This window comes from Psychrobacter sp. CX14, from assembly GCF_057396205.2.
Window position 1 is genome coordinate 1,580,844 of the sequence record NZ_CM183187.1, and the last position, 25,270, is coordinate 1,606,113.

Below are 25,270 nucleotides of genomic sequence, written 5' to 3' on the forward strand. Positions count from 1 at the left end.
AATTAAGGATGCTTAAAATTCTAACAGATTATCAGGTAAGACGAGCGCTGATTTTAAAGACAACACCATCGCAAGGCCTAATAGGTTAACAATATATAGCCGTTAAGCAGGAGTCGCTTGTTTATTTGCTACCACAGAGGCGATAAATGCCTTTAATTGCTCTGCATTTGCTTTGTAAGGATTTCTTAGTAGAGGGTGGTTTTTAAAGCGTCTATAGCCCCACATATAATGAGTGGGATGTTCTTTAACCATGTTTTCAATGGCTTTATTTAATGCGGTGGTGGCGACAGTGATGTCTTTATCAAAGAGATCAGGGTCATCAAGGGCGATGCAGTGAATATCAAAGCCGCTATTTAATGGATGTGCATTGTCACTGCGTAGGCAAATCAGACCAACCATCGAACATTTGGTTTTGCTAGCAAGTTTGGGCGCCAAGGTACTGGTTAAGGTATCAACACCGAAAAATGGCGCATTCACGCCACTTGAGCGATTGGGCACATGATCAGGGAGAACAATACTAGAGCCACCAGATTTTAAGGTTTTAAAAATGGCTTTGACACCAACGGCATCGGTTGGCACTAAGGTGGCTTTAAGTTTTTGACGGCCTTTTAGAATAAAATTATTTTGCCATTTATTCTCGACCGGTTTGTACATAATGGTGGGGGAGTCGAACTGATTGAACCATGCATTCATAATCTCCCACGTGCCTAAATGAGGCACAATCACAAGCAGGCCGTTGGGATTTTCTAACGCTTTTTCGAGCACTTCTTGATTGTAAACAGTGTTGACTTGTTCAACACTCCATTCTGGCGCCATCGCCCAGCACTTAATAGATTCAACGGCACTTAAAAATTGGTTGCGAATGACTTTCGCAGAAAATTGCTGGCGTTCTTGATTGTCTAATTCAGGATAAGCCAGACGCAAGTTGGTATCAATATTACGTTTGATAGAGACATTAGGTAGATGATTTGTCAGAGGAGCGACAAATAGTGCCACGGCCCGCATAGCAGACAATGGCACAAACTTCACAACATTTAATGGATTCATAATAATCAACTCGTAACAAGAAAGAGGCCACCCGATTATCAAGCTTTAATAATTAGGTGGCCGCTGTCTTGTATGTTAAGTAGGCTAAGAGTGAGAATAAAGAGAAAAGGGGTTAACGGTCTTTATTCTTTATTTTCAGGTTGCGCCTTTTCACGAATACGAATGCCAAGCTCGCGTAGTTGGCGATTGTCCACCTCAGCAGGCGCCTGAGTTAATGGGTCCTCAGCAGTCTTGGTTTTCGGGAACGCAATCACGTCACGGATAGAGCTTGCGCCTACCATTAACATGATTAGACGGTCTAAACCGAATGCTAAGCCGCCGTGAGGAGGCGCACCAAATTTAAGCGCATCTAGTAAGAAGCTGAATTTCTCATTGGCTTCTTCTTCAGAGATACCTAGTGCGTCAAATACGGCACGCTGCATCTCAACGGTGTTAATACGTAAGCTACCGCCGCCAATTTCAGTACCGTTTAATACCATGTCATAAGCAACTGACAGGGCAGTTTCAGGGCTATTTTTCAGCTCGTCAACTGAGCCTTTTGGCTTAGTGAATGGGTGGTGCATTGAGGTCCACTTACCATCGTCTGTTTCTTCGAACATTGGAAAGTCAACAACCCATAGAGGTGCCCATTCACAGGTCTCCATGTTCATGTCTAGACCTACTTTCACACGTAGTGCACCCATCGCATCATTTACAACCTTGGCTTTATCTGCGCCGAAGAAGATGATGTCGCCATTTTCTGCACCAGTACGCTCAATTAGGCTAACCAGTACGTCATCGCTCATGTTTTTGATGATTGGTGACTGTAGACCAGAGTCTTTGTCTACGCCATTATTGATGTTACTGGTATCATTTACTTTGATATAAGCCAGACCACGCGCGCCATAAATGCCCACAAACTTGGTGTATTCATCGATCTGCTTACGAGTTAATGAACCACCGTTTGGTACACGTAACGCAGCAACACGGCCTTTAGGGTCATTTGCAGGACCAGCGAATACTTTGAATTCAACGGACTGCATTAAATCAGCCACGTCGACTAATTTTAATGGAATACGTAAGTCAGGCTTATCTGACGCATAGTCACGCATCGCTTCTGCGTAAGTCATGCGTGGGAATTTACCTAAATCAACATCAAGCATTTTCTTGAATAAGTCTTGGATTAGACCTTCGTTAATGTCCATGATGTCTTCTTCGTCTAAGAAAGACGTTTCGATATCCACCTGAGTAAATTCTGGCTGACGATCGGCACGTAAATCTTCATCACGGAAACATTTAGCGATTTGATAATAACGATCAAAACCAGACACCATTAATAGCTGTTTAAATAGCTGTGGCGACTGAGGTAATGCAAAGAAGTTACCAGGACGCGTACGTGATGGTACAAGATAATCACGTGCGCCTTCAGGTGTTGCACGAGTAAGGATAGGCGTTTCTACGTCTAAGAAGCCGTGATCGTCTAAATAACGACGGATAGTAGAGGTCGCTTTAGCACGGAACATCATGCGCTCTTGCATTTGCGGACGACGCATATCTAAATAGCGATACTTTAAGCGTAAATCTTCGTTTACCGTCGTATTTTCATCGTTCAATGGGAACGGAGGCGTTTCAGATTTAGCCAAGACTTCGATTTCTTTACCTAAAAGCTCAACCTGACCACTGGTCATATTTAGGTTTTCAGTGCCTTCATAACGTTTACGCACACGGCCAGTGATTTTTAATACATATTCAGGACGTGCTGCATCAGCGGTGGCAAATGCCTCTGGGGTATCTGGATCGATGACAACCTGTAAGATACCTTCACGGTCACGCATGTCTAAAAAGATTACACCACCATGGTCACGGCGACGGTGAACCCATCCTGTTACAGTGATGGTTTGTTCTAGCAACGCTTCGGTTACTGCCCCACAATACTCGGTACGCATCATAAACTGTCCACTACCTATCGGTTATTAAAAAAATAATTATAAAATTAAAAAAGTTCTCTCAAAGAATTTTTATCAAACGCACATTATGCCTAATCTTAGGCATTGATACAACCAAGCACCCTTGAAATTATACAAATGCAAACGCATATTAATAATACCCTATTTCAATGATTGCCGTATTAACACAACACGATTTTTTGATTGTTTTATTGACCCTAAGGACTATTTATGTTGTTTCACCCTGCCAAAAACCCTGTAGAACTAAAAGTTGTACATCTAAATAAGACTCAAAATGAGCGCCGCAGCAAATTAATGGAAGTGTTAGAAGACAAAAATGCGGTCAAACAATTTAGAAAGACCTTAGCGAAAAAGGCTAAGCAAGCTTTAAAAGATAAAGTCAAAAATAAATCTAAACAAAAACGCATTTTCGTATTAGATTTCGATGGCGATATTAAAGCGTCTGCTGTTAAGCATTTACGTGAAGAGATTAGCACCATCATTAGTACAGCTCGAGAGGGTGATGAGGTCGTTGTACGTTTGGAGTCTGGCGGCGGTATGGTACACAGCTATGGTCTAGCAGCTGCCCAGTTGGTGCGCCTAAAAGACGCAGGATTAACCTTGACCATTGTGGTCGATAAAATTGCGGCCAGCGGTGGTTACATGATGGCATGTGTCGCAGATAAAATCTTGGCTGCACCGTTTGCGGTTATCGGCTCTATCGGTGTTGTTTCACAAATGCCGAACTTTAATAAATGGCTTAAAAAGCATGACATCGATTACGAGATGTTCACGGCTGGCGAGTATAAGCGTACGGTAACCATGTTTGGTGAAAATGATGATGAAGACCGTGCCAAATATCGCGAAGAGCTTGAGCAAACGCATAAGTTATTTAAGCATTTTGTGACCACCTATCGCCCGCAGCTTGATTTAGAGAAAGTTGCCAATGGTGATCATTGGTATGGTGAAGATGCGTTGCATTTAAGCTTGGTTGATGAGTTAACCACCTCTGACGCGTATTTGTTAAAGCAAATGGATAAGCATCAAGTCTATGCGCTGATGTCACGTCAAAAACCAACCTTAGCTGAAAAGCTAGGTTTCGCTAATGCAGCTCATTCTGCGGTATCAGGATTGGTTAGCACGGCAACAAAATCATTACTACAGGCTGCAGGTGATACATTACCAGAAGTAATGACTCGAATAGAGCAAGACAAGCGTCTTAAACTCTAGTTTTAATGTATAACACTAGTCTCAAGGAACAATAGGAGCCGTGTCAAAGCTGTTTTGATTTCAAATCGAAGCTAACTTAAAGCAATAAGTTTATTTCAAATGAAAGCGACCTGATGAGTCGCTTTTTTTATAAAATGTTTAATGTAAATGACCCAGACACTATCATCAATGGCGCCTCGCATATCGATGACAAAATGCAGGTAGATGTTAATGAGATATAGGATGCCAACGGTCTGCTTTCTTATAGTAAGACTTCAGGCAAAATTGTTATTTCACCGATTGATAGCGATGAGAGTCATGGCCGGCAAGTCAGTGAAGATAAAGACTATGTCGGTTATTTAAATATTAAGAAGCTAAAGAGTTTAGGGATTTAATATTTAATACATAAAAGTAGATTATTAAAAGTAGTTAGGGTTTATGGAGCCATTCCCGCTTTCGCTACTATCTACTTATCGATGTGAGGCATTGGCTAAGAGTTGACGAGTCGCTTACTTCGTGCGCCGCGTCAAATCAAGCCACTGCAACTCGTCTCGCTAAGCAGTATATCCGCTACAATCGGGGCTAAGCATTTGCTACAAGACTTATATTATATGACCTACAGCGACAAAATCCTGTATACATAACAGACGTAAAGTGAACGATATGCCTTGATGACGCACTCTTGCATGATATCCAGTCGCCATACATTTGATTCCAAATATAGAAATTATCCAAACTTGGAAGGCAAGTCCTAACGCAATAAATTAAATGTTGCTAGCAGTAGGTTTAGTGAGCTTGATCGAGTTTATCGATGATAGGTTATACCAAATCTAGAAATTAACCTATCAAGGAAAGCGAGTGCAAACTCTACAAGTAGTAGGGTTAGTGAGCTTGACCGAGTCTTAAATGGATAGGTTATTTTATAGAGAAAGGTATAACTTCTACGTCGGCTCGATGACTATATCCTTCATAATCCTTGATTTATCGCCTTATCACCCTCATCAATAAACAAAACCTCCTTTATAATAAATAGCCTAAGCCAATGCCAGAAAATAATTCATCAAGCCTATCTTCAAGTAATCCTCATTCAAATACAAAACCCTCAAACCATACCAATGATAACGCTGTTATGACATCTGAAACTTCTGCGTCTAGTATGCAACCCAATAAGCAACAAGACGACCGACAGCATGAGCTACCTGTACTTGCCAAAGACCGCCACTTTCTAAGTCGTTTAGAAAGAGAGCTGAAGCGACCTAATAAAAACACCCCTGAAAAAGTATTGGCAGAAAAGAAAGCCAAATTCGATAAAGTAAAGCAGCGCTCGCAGCAAGTGGTCAAAGAGCGTATGGATAGTATTCCATCTAATATGCCGGCACGACTTAATCATGATTTGCCGGTTAGTAAACGAGCTGAAGATATCGTTCAGGCCATTATTGACCATCAAGTGGTTATCGTCGCAGGTGAGACCGGTTCGGGTAAAACCACGCAGCTACCTAAGCTTGCGATGATGGCAGGACGGGGTATTACTGGTCAAATTGGACATACGCAGCCAAGACGACTCGCAGCGCGTAGTGTGGCAAACCGTATTGCTGAAGAGCTTGAAGAGCAGCTTGGTGATACCGTCAGCTTTAAGATTCGTTTTAACGAGCAAGGTACCGCAAAGTCCGTGGTGAAACTAATGACCGATGGTATCTTGCTTGCCGAGCTTGGTCATGACCGATTCTTAACCCGTTACGATACGATTATTATTGATGAGGCGCATGAGCGTAGCCTGAATATCGACTTTATTATGGGCTATTTAAAGCAGCTATTGCCTAAGCGTCCAGATTTAAAAGTGATTATTACTTCAGCGACGCTAGATACGGGTCGTTTTAGTGAATACTTTGCCCAATACGACAAAGCCAAAAAGAAAATGGTGCCAGCACCGGTTATTGATGTGGAAGGCCGTGGTTATCCAGTAGAAGTGCGTTATCGTCCGTTAACCGATACACCGGTGAGTAGCTCAGACGACGACAGTTATGATGATTTTGAGGATAACTTGCCACGCGCTGTGGTCGCTGCAGTAGAAGAGTGCTTCGATGATGCTGTAGCAAAAGGGCATCCTGAACATGCCGATATTCTGATATTTGCCGCAACTGAAGCTGAAATCCGGGAAATGCAAGAAGTGCTGATTGCACACGGGCCGCGTCATACTGAGGTGCTGCCACTATTTGCAAGGCAGTCTTATGCTGAGCAGCAGCGCATCTTTAAGCCATCTGGTCGAGGCCGTCGTATCGTGATTGCCACCAACGTGGCAGAAACCGCATTAACGGTACCGGGTATCCGCTATGTGATTGATTTGGGCTTTGCCCGTATTTCACGATATTCATATCGCTCACGCGTGCAGCGTTTACCGATTGAAGCCATCTCACAAGCGGCTGCCAATCAGCGTAAAGGTCGCTGTGGCCGTGTAGCCCCCGGTGTTTGTATTCGTCTGTATTCGGAAGAAGACTTTGCCAGTCGCCCAGAATATACCGAACCTGAAATCCTACGTACCAATTTAGCCTCAGTTATTTTGCAAATGGCAAGCCTGCGTTTGGGTACGGTTGAGAATTTTGATTTTATTGAGCCACCTGATAGCCGTCTAGTCAAAGATGGCCGTAAGCTGCTTGATGAATTGGGTGCGCTTGCGTCAAAACAGCCAGACAGCAAAAAGCCAATTGCCAAGCAAACGCTTAATGATGTGAAGCTGACTCGTGTTGGTCAAAATATGGCACGTATGCCAATTGACCCAAGACTGGCGCGTATGTTGGTGGCCGGTAGTGACTTTGATTGTATGCTTGAGATGCTGATTATTGTGGCAGCGCTTGCGGTGCAAGATCCGCGTGAGCGTCCTGCTGAAAAACGTGCTCAAGCCGATCAAAAACATGCCATATTCCGTCAAGAAGACTCTGACTTTCTGTTCTATTTAAGCCTATGGAAAGCACTGTACGAGGGCGGTAGAAACAAGCTAACCAACAGTCAACGTAAAGCATTCGCCAAAAAGCATTATTTGAGCTTTCCGCGTCTGCGTGAGTGGGAGAAGACCTATCGTCAGCTTGAACAGATGGTCGTGGATTTAAAACTGCTCAGTGATTCTGGCACTCAAAAGCAAAACAAACCACAAGCAATCGAACAGGCGAATGCCAAACACTCTAATACTAAAGCTGGTAAAAAAGGCTCGAAAAATACGCCTGCGCTTAAGCAAAATATTAAAGTTGCCAAAAATATTGCCGACAATCTAGTCTCTGGCGAAAATGATGAGATTGATGAAGAAGTGCGTGCGGTAAAATACGCTAATTTACATCGAGCGTTATTAACTGGCTTGCTGTCTGTCATTGCACACAAAACCGATCAGCGAGGTGAGTATCTAGCGGCGCAACAACAAAAAGCCAAAATTTTCCCAGCAAGTACTGTATTTAAGCAAGTGCCACCTTGGGTGATGGCATTTGAGATTGTCGAAACCTCGCAAGTGTTTATGCGTACTGTGGCTAAAATTGAGCCCGAGTGGATTATCTCTGCGGCAGGCAATTTGCTTAAATATCATTACTTCGAGCCGCATTGGTCGAAAAAGACTGGCCGAGTAAGGGCCTACGCGCAAATCAGTTTGTTTGGTCTGATTGTGGTCGCCAAGCAGCTGACTAACTATGAGCAGATTAACCTAGAAGAATCCCGTGAAATCTTCATCCGTGATGGTTTAGTAACCGGTAATCTAGGTCGTCAAGCGCCATTTTTGCAGCATAACTTGGATAAAATCGCGGATGTTGAGCGTATCGAAGACAAGCTGCGCCGCCGTGATTTGCTGGTTGATGAAGAAGATTTATATCAGTTTTATGAGCGTAAAGTGCCTGAGCATATTGCCAGTCGCAAAGCGTTTGAAGATTGGCGTGCTGAGATCGAAAAAGAAGATCCTAGATTCTTGTTCTTTACCGATGAAGATGTGCTCAAAGAAACAGCGCCAACTACGGGTGAATTTCCTGAAATTTGGCAACTAGGCGACTTAAAACTGCCTTTAAAATATGTCTTTGATCCGGCGTCTGAAGATGACGGGGTCACCATTCGTGTGCCACTAGCCGCACTCCCTCAGCTTGATGCTGTTGAGCTACTGTGGGGGGTGCCTGGTTGGCGCTATGAGTTGGTACTGCAATTGTTAAAGTCTTTGCCAAAAGACATTCGCCGCAAAATTGTACCGATTCCAGATACGGCTGAGAGTCTTTATGATGAGTTAGAAAAAAACCATCAAGTGGGTCTGCTCAATCAGTTATGCCAAGCGCTGCAACGTCGCGGTGTGCTTGGGGTGACGCCAAATGATTTTAATCCGTCTTCTATTGACCGCTATTTGCAGCCACAAATTTGCGTGGTTGATGACAAAAAACGAGTCATTGAAAAGGGACGTGATTTAAAGGCCTTACAACAGCGTCATGCTAGTGAGACTAGCCAATCAGTCAGCTCTAGTGCGGACAGTCAAGGCGTGCATACTGATTTTCCTGAGCATTTTAAATTCAGCAAAAATCGTCACAGCGCTGGCGTGGTGATGAAAGAGTTTTCTGCCCTGGTCGCGGACGAAGCCGGTGAAGCGGTGACCACGCATCAGTTTACCGATGTGACTGCTGCACTAAAAGCGCATCGCAAAGGGGTATTAACGCTCATCAGATTGCAATTAGGCGCAAAACAAAAACAGCTGACCAGTCAGATTGATAAAACCTTCAAGCTTGCCTTCGCACCTTTAGGCGATATGGAGAAGTTAAAAACCATTGTTATCGATGCCACGTTAGATGCCGCAATGGAAGCACACGCGCCACGATTTAAAGATCATGACGAGCTGCTACCAGATAATGCTGATGAGGTTGCACAAAAGCTTGCCGCGCAATTACCACTGGATGAAACAGACTTTGAGAAGACATCTAAAGCGGTATTGGCACAGTTTTTATTAGAAGGGCAAACGGTGCTTAAACTGCTACGAGATGTGTATGCACGTTGGCAGCGTATTCGCCGTAGTTTATTAATGCTGGACCGTGAAATCTTTGGCGAGTCGATTGATGATATAGAAGATCAGCTTGATGACTTACATTTGTCTGACTTTGTGTACCGCATGGATTATGAGCATTGGCAGCAATATCCGCGTTATTTAGAGGCATTAGAGATTCGCATTGAGCGCCTTGAACATAACCTAGAAGGTGATTTGGATGCAGTGTATGAGTTAGATGTGCACATGGAGCGTCTCGGTGGTCGAGCAGATGATGAAAGCATCAGTGAGTATCGTTGGCTGGTTGAAGAGTTTCGTATTCAGCTGTTTGCGCAGCCGATGAAGACCCGTCAAGCTGTATCACAGAAGCGTCTTGAGCGGATGTGGGCGAAGGTGAATGCGCGTAAGTAAGATGTTCAGCTATTTAATCATTATTAAGGGTATATAAAGTACTGAAAGAAGTACTATGTTGCCTATAAGGTTTCACAAAATATTGTATGCATGGAGGTACAAAATATATCATTCACGCCTATAATAAAATTGGTGGATAATATTGTAAAAAATATTTTTATTTATTGTTATTCCGATAAAAGGTTAGCCTATGCACTCACAAATAACGGAACAATCGATCACGCTTGCTGATGATATCCGCCAGTATTTGCGTACGCACCATTTAGCGGACACGCTACCAGCTATTAGTTATGAAATACTGGCCTTACAGTTATTAGACAGCATTAAACAAGAGCAGCAGATTGAGGCTTTATTTAATCAGCAACTGCCGCAAACCTGTTGCGACCCACAATCAATCGACTTTGACCCTATTAAAGCGATTATCTTGTTAAAAGATAGCGACTATGACGAGGCATGTTGGCTAAGTTTCTTACTAATTTATACCAATGACAGTGCAGAAACCGATTGGGCGTTTATGCGCTTACTTTATGGGGGTATCGGGCTAACTGCATCAAAGCTGATATGGCAATTTATAACTGAGCAGGTTTCATTAGTAGGTGAGTGCTTGCAAGCCGTTTCGGAGGCACTAGCCACTCACCACCCAAAACCAAAATTTGGTCATCATAGGGCTTACGAGTCGTTAGCTCAGTTACCAGCGGTATTTAGTAGCTATATTGATTTTATAAATGAGCAAGGCGGGCATAGGGCTTTATTTAAGCCAAGTAAAAATGATATGGATAGGCAAGCTTACTTTCAAACCATGTATTCAATCATCCGCCAAAATATCTATCGCTTCGGACGATTATCAACCTTTGAGTATCTATGTTTACTTGGCAAATTGGGATTGGCAGATGTTGAACCTGATAGCTGTTATATCGCTGAAGCCAGTGGTCCAAAACGGGGTGCTAAATTATTGTTCGGCATGTTAAATAATACCCAGTTAGACAATCATGCTATTGGATTAGCAGATTATCTGGATGTGGGGTATCAGCAGGTGGAAGCGGCGATTTGTCATTGGCAAAAGTCGCCCAATCGCTATATTTCACATGAATGCTGAAATACCGATTAAGTAGTTGATTTTCGATAACACATAAAAAAGCCCCTATTATGAACTGAGCTCCGCAAGTTTGACATAACGTAGGGGGTTCCGTTCATATTAGGGGTTTTATATAAACAAGGCTATTTTGTATAAAAACCTACAGTGTATGAAAGTCACTGTCTGTTGGCTCTTTCCAAAGAACAGAAGGATCGATGCTGGCAAGGGTATCGCGACCGGTCAGTTTCATAGCAGATTCAAACTCTGTTTGAAGTATGTTTAAGGCTTTGGTGACACCTTCAGCACCGGCGGCGCCCAATGCCTGAGCGATTGGTTTACCAAGTAGTACCGCATCAGCGCCTAGAGCAATGGCTTTTAACACATCGGTACCGCGTCTGATTCCGCCGTCTATAAGCACAGGTATACGACCATCAACTTGTTTGACCACACGTGGTAGAGCTTCAATCGTAGGCGGTGCACCATCTAACTTACGGCCGCCATGGTTAGAGACGATAATGCCTTTTGCACCGATATCTATTGCACGCTGCGCATCCTCAGCACTGACCACGCCTTTGATTAAAACTGGTAGTTTAGTAAATTCAATCATATCGGCTACTACTTTCCAAGTCACTGGCACAGGTCTGCCAATCTTATATGGAGTAGTTAAATCTTTTGGTAACGAGAACCCACCTGCCTTTTTCTCATTATTACGTACGGCATCAGCGACCGAGTCTAGGGTAATACAAACTGCACGGCAGCCATTGTCTTCGGCCTGTTTAAGCACCTTTTTGGCAAAGTCTAAGTCGTCTTGAATATACAACTGAAACCAAATAGGCGTGGTAGCTGCTTTTTGAATCTCTTCAAGCGATGTGGTGGTAAAGGAGCTAATCGCACAGGCTGTATTGGCTTTGCCAGCGCCTCTTACCGTTGCAATCTCACCTTCTGAATGCATTAGTTTTTGAAAGGCAAAAGGGTCGACCATAATAGGGTAATCCATTTTGTCCCCAAATAAGGTCACACTGGTATCCAGTTCATGCGCATCATTTAAGACCTTTGGGTTAAGCTTGATACGCTCAAACGCATTATGATTGCCATGGAAAGTTAACTCTTCGCCTGCGCCTGTTGAGACATAAGCAAAGGCATTATCTGACATGTGCTTTTTTGCCAACACTTCAAAATCAAATAGGTTAGTCACATCAGATAGCTCATTGATTTGATAGTCATCAACATAGCTTTTTATAGAGTTTGGCATAATAGTTAATATCCTTTTTTATTTAAGGTGTTCTTATTTTATTGAACGATTCGATATGGATTTTAAGTCATATTTTAGGTAAATAATTTACCGAATTAGCCTTCAGTTTAAAAAACTTAAGTCAATAGTATGGCGAAGCTAATGTGGCTAAATGTTGTTTTGTTGTATTAATAGGGCAGACGTTTTATGCGTAGCGATACCCTTTTAGAGTATCAAATTTATATTAGTTCAGTAAATGTACCCATTAGCTAAATTAATAAAGGTAGCTAAAGTAATTAAGGTTAATCGATGCGTTGGAAAATTAAAACGCTTGACCTACCAAATGACTTATTCTAAGATATGTATCACTGTACTAGAACATAAAAACAACTTATTTTTAAAACAACGTATAGTTAAAGTAGCATCCAGATGAGCAGCGCGCTCACAAAAATTGACCTAAGGCCAAGTGAATAAAAGGGTGGAATTATGACGACAGCAAGACATCAAGGTGAAATAGCAGGGTCAGGCTACGGTCTGCATCAATCAACCATGCCAAACGAGCAGGGCTTATATGGTGAGTTCGGCGGCAAAATAGGTCATCCAGAATTAGCCAAAGCCCTCGATGAGTTAGAGGTGGGCTTTCGCGAAATCATTAAAAACGATGACTTTATTACCGAAATGAAGCGTTTACGCGAGACGTATGTTGGACGTCCAAGCCCTGTCTATCACGCCAAGCGTTTGTCACAGCATTGCGGCGGCGCGCAGATTTATCTAAAGCGTGAAGATTTAAATCATACCGGCGCCCATAAAATTAATCACTGCTTAGGTGAAGTATTACTGGCCAAAAAACTGGGCAAAACCAAAGTCATCGCTGAAACGGGAGCGGGTCAACATGGCGTTGCATTGGCAACCGCCGCAGCGCTAATGGGCGTAGAGTGTGAAATTCATATGGGGGTGGTCGATATCAAAAAAGAGCATCCCAATGTCAGCCGTATGAAAATCTTAGGCGCAAAATTGGTACCGGTATCACGTGGAGCCGGCACGCTAAAAGAAGCAGTCGATAGTGCCTTTGAAGCCTATTTAGCGGATATCGAAAACAGTATGTTTGCGATTGGTTCTGTTGTGGGTCCGGCGCCCTATCCTGAAATGGTCAGCTACTTTCAATCGGTGATTGGTCACGAAGCGCGCGAGCAGTTTTTAAGTGCTACTGGTTATTTACCTAACAAAGTGGTGGCTTGTGTGGGTGGTGGCTCAAATGCGATGGGCATGTTTAGCGGCTTTATGGGTGATGACGGGGTCGAGAAAGTAGGTGTCGAGCCAGCCGGTGAGGGACTAGATACCCCAAATCATGCGGCTACGATGAGTAAAGGGGTTAAAGGCGAAATACAAGGCTTCAAATGCTACGTACTACTTGATGAAAATGGCGAGCCGGCTCCCGTGCATTCGATTGCATCAGGACTAGATTATCCTGGCGTTGGTCCGCAGCATTCATTCTTAAAAGATGCAAATCTAGCGACTTATGAAGCGGTTACCGACAAGGAATGTTTGGATGCATTTATGGCGCTGTCTCGCCTAGAAGGGATTATTCCTGCACTAGAGTCGTCACATGCAGTGGCTTATGCAATGAAAGCGGCTAAGACTATGACTCCGGACCAGAGCATTTTAGTGAATCTGTCAGGTCGCGGCGATAAAGACATCGATTATGTTTTAGAGCAAATTGATGTGGATAGCTATGACTCGTTAAATATCATAGTTTAGTTTTATAGTCCGTAAAGAGATAAGCCAGTAATCGATATGAGAACTGGTTTATGTTTTATAGAACGATTAACAATGTCTTCAAAGGCTCGTAGTGGTTTTAAGGGTTGAGCTCGTGAAGCCACTGAGCCACTTGTTGTACCCGCTGCTGACGATTACCACCGATACGCCTAAACGGTTTATTGTATTTGATGAGTGTATCAGCAAACGTTTGGCTAATTTCATGACGCTGGTGCGGTGCATCGCGCAAATCATCAGGCTCCCAGGGCACATCAACCTCAGTGAGCAAAATTAAATCATAATGATGGGTAAGCGCCGCTGTCTCAAGCGGCTCAGGACAGGTATTGTAATACCAATACGAATACACCATGATTTCAAACAATGACGTGTCGCAAAACAGGTAGCGATTGGCGCGCTCGGTTTGAGTGTTTTCATGAGCCACTTGGCCATATGCTATCGGCATTAAGTCCTGCCATTCACAAGAAGTCTGAGTGTCATCCCATTTTTGCTGCAAATAGGGGCGCATATATTCACCTGCCCAAGTGGTATCAAAATGCGCGGCCAAATCTTTGCATAAAGTAGTCTTACCTGTACTCTCAGCACCCAAAATAAGCACCTTAAATACCGAAGGTAAGGTTAACTGCTTAAGACTTTGATTCGCCAATATCTTGGGGTCAATTAGGCTGTTTTGAGGCGTGTTAGAATCGGTCATAGGTAGTAAGAGGATGTCCTTTGGTAAAATGCGTAAGGCGTCATTAAGAATTTAAAACACACAGGATTAGGAATACAGCTGCAAAACAGGCATAATATTATGCTTGAGTTCATAGACAAACAAATAGGCAATGTAGCATATTTATGTACTGAGTTTAGGGTGTTCCTAATCGATTATGCTGAGATATCCGCCATGTCTATTCAATACGCTAAACATTAACGCGCTAAGAAAATAGGAAGCAGTATGAAAACTTATATTACAGGGACAGGATTATATATTCCGCCATACAGCATCAGTAATGATGAGCTTGTTGAGTCGTTTAACCAGTACGTAGATAATTATAATAGTAAGTATGCTGATGAGATTGCCAGTGGTGAGCGTAGTGCCTTAGAGAAATCATCGAGCGAGTTTATCGAAAAGGTTTCTGGCATTAAATCACGCTATGTAATGGACAAAAAAGGTATTTTAGACCCAGAAATCATGGCACCCGTGATACCTGCCCGCGTTTTGGGCGAAGAGCTATCTGTGATGGCTGAGATGGGTGTTGATGCCCTGCAACAAGCACTTGATGAAGCCGGATTAAGCGGTGCAGATTTGGATGGGGTGATTGTGGCGTGTTCTAACTTGCCACGTGCGTATCCTGCGTTATCAATTGAGATTCAAGACGCTATTGGTATGGTCGGCGGCTTTGCCTATGACATGAATGTGGCCTGTAGTGCGGCAACCTTTGGTATCTCCCAAGCGATCGGCTCTATCAAAGCAGGCCTTGGTAGCAAAATTGCGGTAGTCAATGTAGAGATTACCACCGCGCATCTTAACTGGCGCAATCGTGATAGCCACTTTATCTTTGGTGATGTAGCGACAGCATCTATTATTGAAGCCTCTGAGACACCTAAAGGCTATGAGATTATTGACAGTAAACTATTTACTCAATTTTCAATCAATATCAAAAACGAATATGGATTTTTAGATAAGAGCGAATATTTAGCAGCAGAAGCAGAGCTGTATTATGACCTAGAAGAACCGGTTACCGATAAGCTGTTTTTGCAAAATGGACGCAAGGTATTCCGTGAAGTATGCCCAAAAGTCTCTGAGATTATCAGTGAGCATCTAGAAGAAAACAATCTTGGCTCAGATGAGGTCAAAATGATGTGGCTGCATCAAGCTAACATTAATATGATCAACCTTATTTTGCGTAGTGTGGTTGGCAAGCAGGCCGACTCTTCAATCACACCAACGGTTATCGATGAATTTGGCAATACCAGTTCAGCAAGCCCGGTGATTGTTTTCCACCGTTATAAAGACCAATTACAATCAGGCGATTTAGGTGTGATGTGCTCGTTTGGTGCCGGTTATTCGATTGGTTCTGTGCTGCTTCGAAAAGTATAGTAGCCGATATTGATAAAGGCGGTTATCTGAGGGTTTTGTCGCTATGATAGAAAATAGAGATTTAGATAACCGTTTGCATATAATTTAGTGCCAGTTAACAGGAATGTCGGTATTTTATGCAAAATTTGGTATAATTACCGACTTTGTTTTCACACACATTATTATTGTATTAAATAACAGACGCTAATGCTGGCTAGCACATCGTTAAGCTTTGATAGTTTAAGTGTCTATGGCTGCTTATTATTGGCCAGTGCTCAATTAGACGGTGTGATTGACGCTTGTAGAATAGTGCTATCGCCCTCATTAAAGGGCAATATGAATACAATTGGGTTGATAAAGTTAACCCCAATACGTGAATGACGTATCCCCAAACAACACATCACTAAATAAAAGATGACTTATGAAAGACTCGTTAAGAGAACGCCTTGATCAAATGGTAGATCGCTTCGAAGAAGTGACTGCCTTATTATCTGACCCTGATGTTATCAGTGACAATAACAAATTCCGTGAGCTCTCAATGGAGCACAGCGATTTATCTGAAATCACAGCCTTGTGGCAGCGCTACAGTCAGGCAGAAAAAGATAAAAAAGATGCTGAAGAGATGCTAAAAGAGGCATCGGATCCTGATATGAAGGCCATGATGCAGGACGAGATTGACACAGCGACAACAGACATCGAAGCGATGGAAGAAGATCTGAACGTCATGATGTTGCCAAAAGATCCGAATGACAAAGTACCTGCCTTCTTAGAGATTCGTGCCGGTACTGGCGGTGATGAAGCGGCGATTTTCTCAGGCGATTTATTCCGTATGTATGAGCGTTATGCATCAGCGCAAGGTTGGACGATTGAAGTCTTGTCAGCTAACGAGGGCGAGCATGGCGGTTATAAAGAAATCATTAGCCGTGTCTCTGGTAATGATGTTTACGGCCGCTTAAAGTTTGAGTCAGGCGCACACCGTGTACAGCGTGTACCAGATACCGAAAGCCAAGGCCGCGTGCATACCTCAGCCTGTACGGTTGCTGTCATGCCAGAAGTTAAAATTGATGATACCGTTGATTTAAACCCAGCTGATATCCGTATGGATACTTTCCGCTCAAGTGGCGCCGGTGGTCAGCATGTTAACACCACCGACTCTGCAGTACGTTTGACCCACATCCCAACGGGCGTAGTCGCTGAATGTCAGCAAGAGCGAAGCCAACACAAAAACCGTGCCAAAGCGATGCAAATGCTAATTGCACGTATCCAGCAAGCCAAGGTGCAAGAGCAAGTAGACACTGCGGATGCATTACGTCGTGACTTGGTAGGTAGTGGTGACCGCAGTGAGCGTATTCGTACTTATAACTTCCCGCAAGGGCGCATGACTGATCATCGTATTAACTTAACCTTATATAAGTTAGATGCAATTATGGAAGGTGATTTAGATGAGCTATTAGATGCGCTAACCCGTGAGCACCAAGCTGACTTAATGGCGAGTGTGGGCGGCGGTGACAGTTAATAGTTTCTACTATTTAACCCCCATAGCTTGATACCCTTTTTAAATGACTTTATAAATAATAACCTGTCATTTTTGAATGACTGAAACTCACTCTTTAGATAAATTTGGAATACATAATGTCTAAGCAATCTGCAAATAATGAGCAAGATCACAACCAAGATGCCAATGAACTTATCGCTCAGCGTCAGTCTAAGCTTGATGAAATCACAGCTTCTGGCAAGGTAGCTTATCCTAATAAGTTTAAACGTACCGATTATGCAGATGATTTACAGAAGCAATTTGAAGGCATTAGTAAGCAAGAGATTGAAGAAAAAGCAGCCAACGGTGATAAAACTCAAGTCAATGTTGCGGGCCGTGTAATGTTGAACCGTGGCTCATTTATGGTTATCCAAGATATGACGGGCCGTATTCAGTTATATGTTGCCCGTAAAGAGTTAACGGACGATACAAAAGCACTGATTAAGTCACTGGATTTAGGTGACATCGTCGGTGTTTCAGGTTTCATTGGCCGCTCAGGTAAAGGTGATTTGTACGTTCATATCGAAGAAATTACTTTACTGACCAAATCACTGCGCCCAATGCCAAACAAATTCCATGGCCTAGCAGATACCGAAGCGCGTTATCGTAATCGCCATCTAGATTTAATGACCAATGAATCAAGCCGCGATACCTTTATGATTCGCAGTCAAGTGGTTAGTGGTATCCGTAAATTCATGCTAAACGAGCGCTTTATGGAAGTAGAGACGCCAATGATGCATCCAATTCCAGGTGGTGCAGTGGCACGTCCGTTTATCACGCACCATAACGCATTAGATATGCCGCTTTATTTACGTATTGCCCCAGAGCTTTATCTAAAACGCTTGGTAGTAGGCGGCTTTGAGCGTGTGTTTGAAATTAACCGCAGCTTCCGTAACGAAGGCGTTTCAACCCGTCACAACCCTGAATTTACCATGATTGAGTTCTATCAAGCCTATGCTGATTATAAGGACTTGATGGATTTGACCGAGCGTCTATTCAATGAGTTAGCAAATGAGATTCTAGGCAGCACTGAGCTGACCTATCAAGGTGAGAGTATCAGCTTGAAAGCACCGTTTGAGCGTTTAAGCATGAAAGATGCGATTGCAAAATATGCTGATGACTTTGATATGAGCAAAGTAGACGACAGAGACTACTTAGCTAATTATGCGCAAAATGTCTTAAAGCAGCAGGTTAAAGAAGGCTTTGGTATCGGTAAACTGCAAACCATTATCTTCGAAGAAACCGCTGAGCATAAACTGCGTCAGCCAACCTTTATTACCGAGTACCCAGCGGAAACCTCACCACTGGCTCGCCGTAACGATGAGAATCCAGAAATTACTGATCGCTTTGAACTATTCATCGGTGGCCGTGAAATTGCTAACGGTTTTAGTGAGCTTAATGACCCAGCGGACCAAGCAGAGCGTTTCCAGAACCAAGTGGCTGAAAAAGACGCTGGTGATGATGAAGCAATGCATTTTGATGCAGACTATATCGAAGCCTTATCGTATGGCCTACCGCCAACAGCGGGTGAGGGTATTGGTATCGACCGTTTAGTAATGCTGTTTACTGATGCTGCCAGCATTCGCGATGTGATTTTATTCCCGCATATGCGTATGAAAAACCAGTAATACTTGCATAATCTGCTTTGAGTTTTAATGATTTATTATTAAAATTCTAATGGTGGTTTTGGTTAATTAACAGTATAGGACTGCTTCTCGTATGCAGTCCTATATTTTTTAGTTCAGATAAAAGTTACCAATCGTTGATTGGTTAAGTCAATTCGCATTATTTTGATAACAGGCTTAATTAAAGAATGCAATAAACGCATTGACATCAGTGCAACGCTACCAAAAAAACGGTATAGTAATAATCGTTAACTATCTATCTCATGTTCATAATTAAGTAAAGGGATGTTATGGCAAATTACTCTGCCCAAAAGATAAAAAGTGTTTCTCTAAATAAAGGCACTAAGCATTATGCTGCCTCAGAAACAGATGCGCCTGCTGAAGCAAATGACCAAGTCCAGGTACAAGCAGCAGATACTCAAGAGACGGTCACAGTGAAGACCCAAAAAAGCACAAACAACTCTGATAGCACAGCAGCCTCTAGTGCCAAACCCTCAAGTACACGACCATTGATTAGCCCACTGTCTGAAGGCGGTAGTAAGCCAAAGCCTGAGGCGAAACCTCAGCCTAAAGTGGCACCAAAAAAGTCAGTGGAATTTGATTGGACGGGTATGTTTCACCGCACCTTTTTCTCAGTCTATATGCAGATGCAAGATGACTTTGTTGGTGCCGGTCTGTTTGATTATGCCTTTAATATTGGAGCTCAACGTTTGTATGTCTTGGTGCAACAAGAAGACTTATTTGTGGATAGCAAAGAGCTACCTAAAAAAGAGCTTGCTAAGCTTAAGCAAAAAGCAGCGACTCATATTACCAAGCGTTTCCAACAAATTCGCGACCGCTTAGCGCTGTTAGATGTAGAAGCCGATGATGAATTAGATAAAGTGCATTATTTAGGTCTGACCTCACTACATGTACACACCGGTGATCAAAGTTTTCAGATTGAGCACGAATATGGTAGCGTATTCTTCCAAGAAGATTGTGTGCTTGATTTGGATGATCAAAGCAAGGTGTTACAGCTATTTAGCTTAAATAGCTTCTATCAGATTGTTAATCTGATGCAAACCCCAAGCGATACCCTCAGTTTCTTCGATTATCACTTGCCTAAGTTGGTAGATTACCAAGATTTCAATAGCGAGCTTGAACTGGCAAATGAGTTCTTGGGTAGTCCTGAGTTCTTTGCACGGGCAGTAGCGGTTCAAGAGCAGCTCGTGGAGATTGGCTTATTAGCCAAAGTAGAAAGTCGTTTGATAAATCTGACTCACCCTGAGTCACAAGGTGAGGCAGCGTTAGCAAGCAAAGCCAAGATAGTACAAGATTTACAGCGTTATGCGTCTATGTTCCAGAAGCTTTTAAATGGCGCAACCAAGCGTCGTCATCAAGCGGAAGATACCATTCCTGTTAATCAAGTTAAGCTATTGGTCAATGAATCCATGTATACGCGCATGAGTATTATGGAGGAGATGGTGGCTTATGAGAAACGCTCAAATGAAGAGTGTCGTCAGGGTTATTTAAGTCATCAGCATTCTTATAACGACTTTGGTATTCACTATGTGATCGTTGTGTACGGGCTTGATGCTGATGCAGAGTATTCACGTAGTGCCATTGAGCAAAACTACAGCAGTATGTTAATGGACATCAATGCACAGTTACAAGAACCTGCTATGTCAGAGTACTTTATTTTAGGCTTTGATATGTCGCAACATGATGGCAAGGGTAATGTGACGGTACAGATGGATATTTTCCATCAGTCAGGTTCAGAGATGTCAGATGTAGAAAGACACTATTATCAACAGGCGCAAACACTGGCCGGTAACGCTTAATAGCCGGTCATTATTAGCGCAAAGCAATTGCGCGTATTTAAAATTTGCATGTTAATTATATAGGTTTGGTTGTCCATTATGTCTCAGCAGTATCAAGTTTTAGCACGAAAGTACCGCCCCAAAAACTTTCATGAGCTAGTTGGACAAACGCATGTGTCTAAGGCGCTCATTAATGCTATCGACCATAACCGATTGCACCATGCTTATTTATTTACCGGAACCCGTGGTGTCGGTAAAACCACAATTGCGCGTATTTTATCTAAGTGCTTAAACTGCGAAACTGGGATTACCAGCACACCGTGCGGGGTATGTAATAGCTGTGTGGCCATTGATCAAGGCCGCTTTATTGATTTAATTGAAATTGATGCGGCTTCTCGAACCAAAGTAGAGGACACGCGAGAGCTGATTGATAATGTGCCTTATGCGCCGACGCAGGGTCGATACAAAGTCTATCTAATTGATGAAGTGCACATGTTATCGACGCACAGCTTTAACGCCTTACTAAAGACGTTAGAAGAGCCACCAGAACACGTTAAATTCTTATTAGCCACGACCGATCCTCAAAAGCTGCCGATTACTATTATTAGTCGCTGCTTACAGTTTGTATTACGCCCCTTGCCGCAGCAAGCCATCACAGAGCATTTGGCGAATTTGTTAACCCAAGAAGGTGTGGACTATACGCAGCCGGCATTATGGCAACTAGCCAATGCAGCTAAAGGATCAGTGCGTGATGCTTTGTCGTTGACCGATCAAGCGATTGCTTTTGGCCAAGGTGGATTAACCGATGAGACCGTTAATGATATGCTGGGTCTTATCGATAGTGCTGATTTAATTAGTTTATTGTTGGATATTTATCAAGGCAATACCGAGTCGGTCTCTGCACATATTGAACAAATGCGTTCGCAATTGGTAGATGCTGGCAGTATGTTTGATGGTCTGGCTGAACTACTGCATCAAATTGCCATGCAGCAGCTGCTACCAAATGTATCACTAAATGTAAATGACAAACAGGCGCAGCAAATAGGGGAGCTTGCGCGTATTATTACGCCAGATGTATTGCAGCTGTATTATCAGATTGTGATACAAGGCCGTGAGCAGATTAAACTGGCAAACACACCGCTGCAAGCTTTAGAAATGTGCCTGTTAAGATTACTAGCGTTCAGACCATTAGCGACGAATGAAGTACCTGTAGCACAAAGCCAGGTAGCTCAACAGCCTACTCAGGTTCATTATGCATCGGCTACATATGATAGTGCACCTCAAGATGCAGAAGCACTCGATAATTCCGATTCAAATACAGCAGTTGAGCCTTCTATTAATAATGAGAATCTAGATGCTGATAGCATAAATCCACAAAATATAGACACGATGGATATTAATGATAATAAAGCATTTGAAAATGAACCAACCCCTGAGCAAAATCTTGAGCTATCGAGTAATTTAGAGGCATCACATCAAAATCAAGGTTCTGAAGCTGTTGTTAATCATAATAATCAGCAAACACAGGCTTTAGCTGAATCAGTACCGATGCCTGAGTCTGAATTATTGCAGCCACCAGCACAGGTAATGCCACCAGAATCTGCTACTGCGCAAACGACAGAAGATTCGCCACAGTCACCGCAGCAGACGGATAATGATTCTAGGCTGCAATCCTCAATTGAAGAAGCCTCTGTTATTGCCGAGCATGAGCAAGGTGCATCTGACACATTTGATTTACAGCCAGAGACGAAGACTGCATCGATTGCAGAAGTAGCGGCTGAAGAAGACAGTCAACAAGCGCTTCATCTGGAAGTCAATGATCCTAGAGTCTTATTAAAATGTCAGCCTGTTGAGATGACAGGGGAGTGGACACCAGATAAATGGGATTACTGGTTGCAGACGGCACGTGCGTCAGGGTGGCTTGGGCAGGACCAGCTTGCTATGGCCCGACAAGGGTTGATGACCGGTGAGATTAATGGACGCAGCGAATTTAAAGTCGCTTTCGACACCAAAAACATGCAAGGTATCTTTAGACATTTGGCCAGTTATCTGGCTGAGCAGTTCGATGCTGAGGTATCTATTGCCATTGATAAGTCACTCAATACCGAAAGTTCTGACTTATTACCACAGAATCGGCAAAAATCTCGTGAAATAAAAGCCAAAACTACGGCAGAAAAGCTGATTTTACAAAGTCCAGTAATGCAAAAATTAGTGCAACAATTTAAGGGTCAGATTACCAATCTTAAGCTATTAGATACAAAATAGATGTATCCACACAACAATATTTTTTTAGTTTAGGAAATCTTGACATAAGAATGTGGTATTGTTTAGATATGTGTGATTAATATTTACACTCAGAGTACAACAAAAGTGCACAAAAGTTTGCACTTTCTCAACAATTGTCAGTTTAAATAAGGTATACTACGCACCTTATATAAACAGTCAGGTAGTTGAATAATGTTAGACAATTTAAGAGGAATGGCAGTCTTTGCCAGTGTTGTGGGCCATGGTTCTTTCAGTGGCGCAGCCAGACAACTAGGTATTACTACAAGTGCGGTGAGTCAACAGATTCGATCGCTTGAAAAAGATTTAGGTGTTGTGCTATTGCACAGATCGACTCGTAAGTTAAGCTTAACAGAAGCTGGGGCAAGCTTTTACGAAGCGGCAAAAGATGTTGTAACTGCAGCAGACCAAGGCCGTATTAAAGTAAACCAATTACGTGACGAGCTTGCGGGTAGTTTGCGTATTGCAACTACGCCTGAGCTAGGTGTTAATCATATTCTTCCAGCTCTATCGACGTGGATGGCAGCTCATGATGATTTAAGCATCTATTTCTTAGCAGACAACCATTACATCGATATGATTGATGAGCGCGCGGATATTGCTATCCGTATGAGCCCAAATATCAAAGACAGTTCAGTAGCGACTTATCCGCTTGCTGAAGTGAAGCAGATGCTAGTGGCGTCTCCACATTATCTAAGACAGTATGAAAAAATCACCAAACCTAGAGACTTAGCGAAGCATCAGTTAATCGGTATCGATTTGATGAAGGACCCTAATTCTCTAGAGTTCTCTCATGTTGAAACCGGTAAGAAAAACCGTGTTAAGATTTCATCGCGTATCCAGACCAACAACGTATTCTTAGCAACTAGATTAGCTAAAGAAGGTCATGGCTTGGTTCGTGTGATGTCGCTCGATGTACAAAAAGAATTAGAAGCAGGTGAATTAGTGGAAGTTATTCCAGAATATTCATTACCACACTTTATTCTTTATGCAGTGACATTAGACCGTGAGCAGCAACCTGCGAAGATTACACGTTGTCTAGAAGTTCTTAAAAAATACTTCCATGCAGCTGCTTAGTTTAGAGAGGTTATTGGCTTAACTGTTAACTGAACTTATTTTTCGATAGGTTAATTTAGTAATTAAAGACTCTTTCAATACTCTTAAATGATAAGATTTACGCTATAGATCAATCTGATGACGCACATTTTGTGAGATATTAGAATGGTCTTAAGCGTAAATTTTATTTGTATATGGCTTTTATTTTGATGACGCTCAGCAGAGATTAACTGATATAGATTATGGAAAATAGACTGATCAACCCGTTAGAGCGTGTCGATGATACGGTAGATTCTAATATCCGTCCATCCACCTTGGCTGAGTATATTGGTCAGCCTGTGGTGCGTGAACAGATGGAAGTTTTTATCGAAGCGGCACGCCGACGTAATGAGTCGTTAGACCATACGTTAATCTTTGGGCCACCAGGTTTGGGTAAAACCACACTCGCAAATATTATTGCACGCGAGATGGGTGGTAACCTTCGCTCAACCTCGGGGCCTGTACTTGAGCGAGCTGGGGATTTGGCAGCCATGCTGACTAATCTTGAAGAAGGGGATGTGCTCTTTATTGACGAGATACATCGCCTAAGCCCAGTGATTGAAGAGATACTTTATCCAGCAATGGAAGATTTCCAGCTTGATATTATGATTGGTGAAGGTCCGGCAGCACGTTCTATTAAGCTTGACTTGCCCAACTTCACTTTGGTAGCTGCAACTACTCGAGCAGGTCTATTAACCTCTCCTTTGAGGGACCGCTTTGGTATCGTTCAGCGCTTAGAGTTTTATAATATTGAGGATTTGACAACCATTGTTACCCGTTCAGCGCGATTGATGAATGTGGTTATGACGCCCGAGGGCGCGGTAGAGGTTGCCAGACGCTCACGTGGTACGCCGCGTATTGCCAACCGTTTACTTCGCCGAGTGCGCGATTATGCTGAGGTGAAGTCAAATGGTGAGGTCACTGGTGATATTGCCGACAGTGCGCTAGATATGCTGGCAGTCGATAGACGAGGACTTGATCATTTAGACCGTCGTTATCTTGAGATGCTACATGCCCGTTTTGATGGTGGACCTGCAGGCGTTGAGGCTATTGCTGCTGCTATGGCAGAGGATAGAGGGACATTAGAGGATGTGATTGAACCCTATCTTATTCAACAAGGTTACGTGCTACGTACAGCACGTGGTCGAGTCTTAACTCAAATAGCCATCGATCAGTTATAAGTGCGGCCTATATAACTCTTTAAGTATAAAAAA

The 25,270-nt window shown here is 42.9% G+C and carries 15 protein-coding genes; 11 read left to right on the forward strand and 4 right to left on the reverse strand.

Features of this window, described 5'->3' with window-relative positions; all coding sequences use genetic code 11:
* Positions 1 to 102 precede the first annotated feature (102 nt).
* A complete protein-coding gene (locus tag AC2SLO_RS06545; RefSeq protein ID WP_486543626.1) occupies positions 103 to 1,047 on the reverse strand; it encodes a lysophospholipid acyltransferase family protein in 945 nt (314 codons plus the stop codon).
* A gap of 122 nt (positions 1,048 to 1,169) precedes the next feature.
* A complete protein-coding gene (aspS, locus tag AC2SLO_RS06550; protein WP_486543627.1) occupies positions 1,170 to 2,975 on the reverse strand; it encodes an aspartate--tRNA ligase in 1,806 nt (601 codons plus the stop codon).
* A 228-nt stretch (positions 2,976 to 3,203) separates the two neighbouring features.
* Between aspS and sohB the strand changes: the two genes are divergently transcribed.
* The 3 genes from sohB to AC2SLO_RS06565 all read left to right on the forward strand — a co-directional run bounded on the left by sohB (position 3,204) and on the right by AC2SLO_RS06565 (position 10,675).
* Positions 3,204 to 4,202 carry a protease SohB gene (gene sohB, locus AC2SLO_RS06555; RefSeq protein ID WP_486543628.1) on the forward strand — a complete coding sequence of 333 codons (999 nt, stop codon included), beginning with the start codon at positions 3,204 to 3,206 and terminating at the stop codon, positions 4,200 to 4,202.
* 1,135 nt (positions 4,203 to 5,337) lie between these two features.
* Entirely contained in the window at positions 5,338 to 9,579 is a 4,242-nt protein-coding gene (hrpA, locus tag AC2SLO_RS06560; protein WP_486543641.1) for an ATP-dependent RNA helicase HrpA, read from the forward strand.
* Positions 9,580 to 9,769: 190 nt separating this feature from the next.
* Positions 9,770 to 10,675 (forward strand): alpha-glutamyl/putrescinyl thymine pyrophosphorylase clade 3 protein, encoded by a 906-nt coding sequence (locus tag AC2SLO_RS06565; RefSeq protein ID WP_486543629.1) that lies wholly within the window; start codon positions 9,770 to 9,772, stop codon positions 10,673 to 10,675.
* 139 nt (positions 10,676 to 10,814) lie between these two features.
* Here AC2SLO_RS06565 and AC2SLO_RS06570 read toward each other — a convergent pair whose 3' ends face one another.
* Entirely contained in the window at positions 10,815 to 11,906 is a 1,092-nt protein-coding gene (locus AC2SLO_RS06570; protein ID WP_486543630.1) for an alpha-hydroxy acid oxidase, read from the reverse strand.
* Between the two features lie 528 nt (positions 11,907 to 12,434).
* On the opposite strand from AC2SLO_RS06570, the gene trpB reads away from it, so the two are divergent.
* Positions 12,435 to 13,643: a tryptophan synthase subunit beta gene (trpB, locus tag AC2SLO_RS06575; RefSeq protein WP_486543642.1), complete on the forward strand. Its 1,209-nt coding sequence runs from the start codon at positions 12,435 to 12,437 to the stop codon at positions 13,641 to 13,643.
* Positions 13,644 to 13,740: 97 nt separating this feature from the next.
* Here trpB and AC2SLO_RS06580 read toward each other — a convergent pair whose 3' ends face one another.
* On the reverse strand, positions 13,741 to 14,352 hold the full coding sequence (locus tag AC2SLO_RS06580) for an AAA family ATPase (protein WP_486543631.1): 612 nt from the start codon (positions 14,350 to 14,352) through the stop codon (positions 13,741 to 13,743).
* A 243-nt stretch (positions 14,353 to 14,595) separates the two neighbouring features.
* Between AC2SLO_RS06580 and AC2SLO_RS06585 the strand changes: the two genes are divergently transcribed.
* From AC2SLO_RS06585 to ruvB, 7 genes are all read left to right on the forward strand, one after another.
* Entirely contained in the window at positions 14,596 to 15,741 is a 1,146-nt protein-coding gene (locus AC2SLO_RS06585; RefSeq protein WP_486543632.1) for a beta-ketoacyl-ACP synthase III, read from the forward strand.
* A 400-nt stretch (positions 15,742 to 16,141) separates the two neighbouring features.
* Positions 16,142 to 17,236, forward strand: a complete 1,095-nt coding sequence (gene prfA, locus AC2SLO_RS06590) for a peptide chain release factor 1 (protein ID WP_486543633.1) — start codon at positions 16,142 to 16,144, stop codon at positions 17,234 to 17,236.
* 116 nt (positions 17,237 to 17,352) lie between these two features.
* Complete coding sequence (gene lysS, locus AC2SLO_RS06595; RefSeq protein WP_486543634.1) at positions 17,353 to 18,882, forward strand: lysine--tRNA ligase; 1,530 nt, start codon at positions 17,353 to 17,355, stop codon at positions 18,880 to 18,882.
* A 287-nt stretch (positions 18,883 to 19,169) separates the two neighbouring features.
* Positions 19,170 to 20,699 carry a hypothetical protein gene (locus AC2SLO_RS06600; RefSeq protein WP_486543635.1) on the forward strand — a complete coding sequence of 510 codons (1,530 nt, stop codon included), beginning with the start codon at positions 19,170 to 19,172 and terminating at the stop codon, positions 20,697 to 20,699.
* A 78-nt stretch (positions 20,700 to 20,777) separates the two neighbouring features.
* Positions 20,778 to 22,943: a DNA polymerase III subunit gamma/tau gene (dnaX, locus tag AC2SLO_RS06605; protein WP_486543636.1), complete on the forward strand. Its 2,166-nt coding sequence runs from the start codon at positions 20,778 to 20,780 to the stop codon at positions 22,941 to 22,943.
* Between the two features lie 192 nt (positions 22,944 to 23,135).
* Complete coding sequence (locus tag AC2SLO_RS06610) at positions 23,136 to 24,038, forward strand: LysR family transcriptional regulator (RefSeq protein WP_486543637.1); 903 nt, start codon at positions 23,136 to 23,138, stop codon at positions 24,036 to 24,038.
* A 221-nt stretch (positions 24,039 to 24,259) separates the two neighbouring features.
* Positions 24,260 to 25,237, forward strand: a complete 978-nt coding sequence (ruvB, locus tag AC2SLO_RS06615) for a Holliday junction branch migration DNA helicase RuvB (RefSeq protein WP_486543638.1) — start codon at positions 24,260 to 24,262, stop codon at positions 25,235 to 25,237.
* Positions 25,238 to 25,270 lie beyond the last annotated feature (33 nt).

What these genes read in the sequence shown, in the direction of transcription:
- AC2SLO_RS06545 (WP_486543626.1), bottom strand. Translation starts at nt 1,047, where the DNA reads ATGAATCCATTAAATGTTGTGAAGTTTGTGCCATTGTCTGCTATGCGG.
- aspS (WP_486543627.1), bottom strand. Translation starts at nt 2,975, where the DNA reads ATGATGCGTACCGAGTATTGTGGGGCAGTAACCGAAGCGTTGCTAGAA.
- sohB (WP_486543628.1), top strand. Translation starts at nt 3,204, where the DNA reads ATGTTGTTTCACCCTGCCAAAAACCCTGTAGAACTAAAAGTTGTACAT.
- hrpA (WP_486543641.1), top strand. Translation starts at nt 5,338, where the DNA reads ATGCAACCCAATAAGCAACAAGACGACCGACAGCATGAGCTACCTGTA.
- AC2SLO_RS06565 (WP_486543629.1), top strand. Translation starts at nt 9,770, where the DNA reads ATGCACTCACAAATAACGGAACAATCGATCACGCTTGCTGATGATATC.
- AC2SLO_RS06570 (WP_486543630.1), bottom strand. Translation starts at nt 11,906, where the DNA reads ATGCCAAACTCTATAAAAAGCTATGTTGATGACTATCAAATCAATGAG.
- trpB (WP_486543642.1), top strand. Translation starts at nt 12,435, where the DNA reads ATGCCAAACGAGCAGGGCTTATATGGTGAGTTCGGCGGCAAAATAGGT.
- AC2SLO_RS06580 (WP_486543631.1), bottom strand. Translation starts at nt 14,352, where the DNA reads ATGACCGATTCTAACACGCCTCAAAACAGCCTAATTGACCCCAAGATA.
- AC2SLO_RS06585 (WP_486543632.1), top strand. Translation starts at nt 14,596, where the DNA reads ATGAAAACTTATATTACAGGGACAGGATTATATATTCCGCCATACAGC.
- prfA (WP_486543633.1), top strand. Translation starts at nt 16,142, where the DNA reads ATGAAAGACTCGTTAAGAGAACGCCTTGATCAAATGGTAGATCGCTTC.
- lysS (WP_486543634.1), top strand. Translation starts at nt 17,353, where the DNA reads ATGTCTAAGCAATCTGCAAATAATGAGCAAGATCACAACCAAGATGCC.
- AC2SLO_RS06600 (WP_486543635.1), top strand. Translation starts at nt 19,170, where the DNA reads ATGGCAAATTACTCTGCCCAAAAGATAAAAAGTGTTTCTCTAAATAAA.
- dnaX (WP_486543636.1), top strand. Translation starts at nt 20,778, where the DNA reads ATGTCTCAGCAGTATCAAGTTTTAGCACGAAAGTACCGCCCCAAAAAC.
- AC2SLO_RS06610 (WP_486543637.1), top strand. Translation starts at nt 23,136, where the DNA reads ATGTTAGACAATTTAAGAGGAATGGCAGTCTTTGCCAGTGTTGTGGGC.
- ruvB (WP_486543638.1), top strand. Translation starts at nt 24,260, where the DNA reads ATGGAAAATAGACTGATCAACCCGTTAGAGCGTGTCGATGATACGGTA.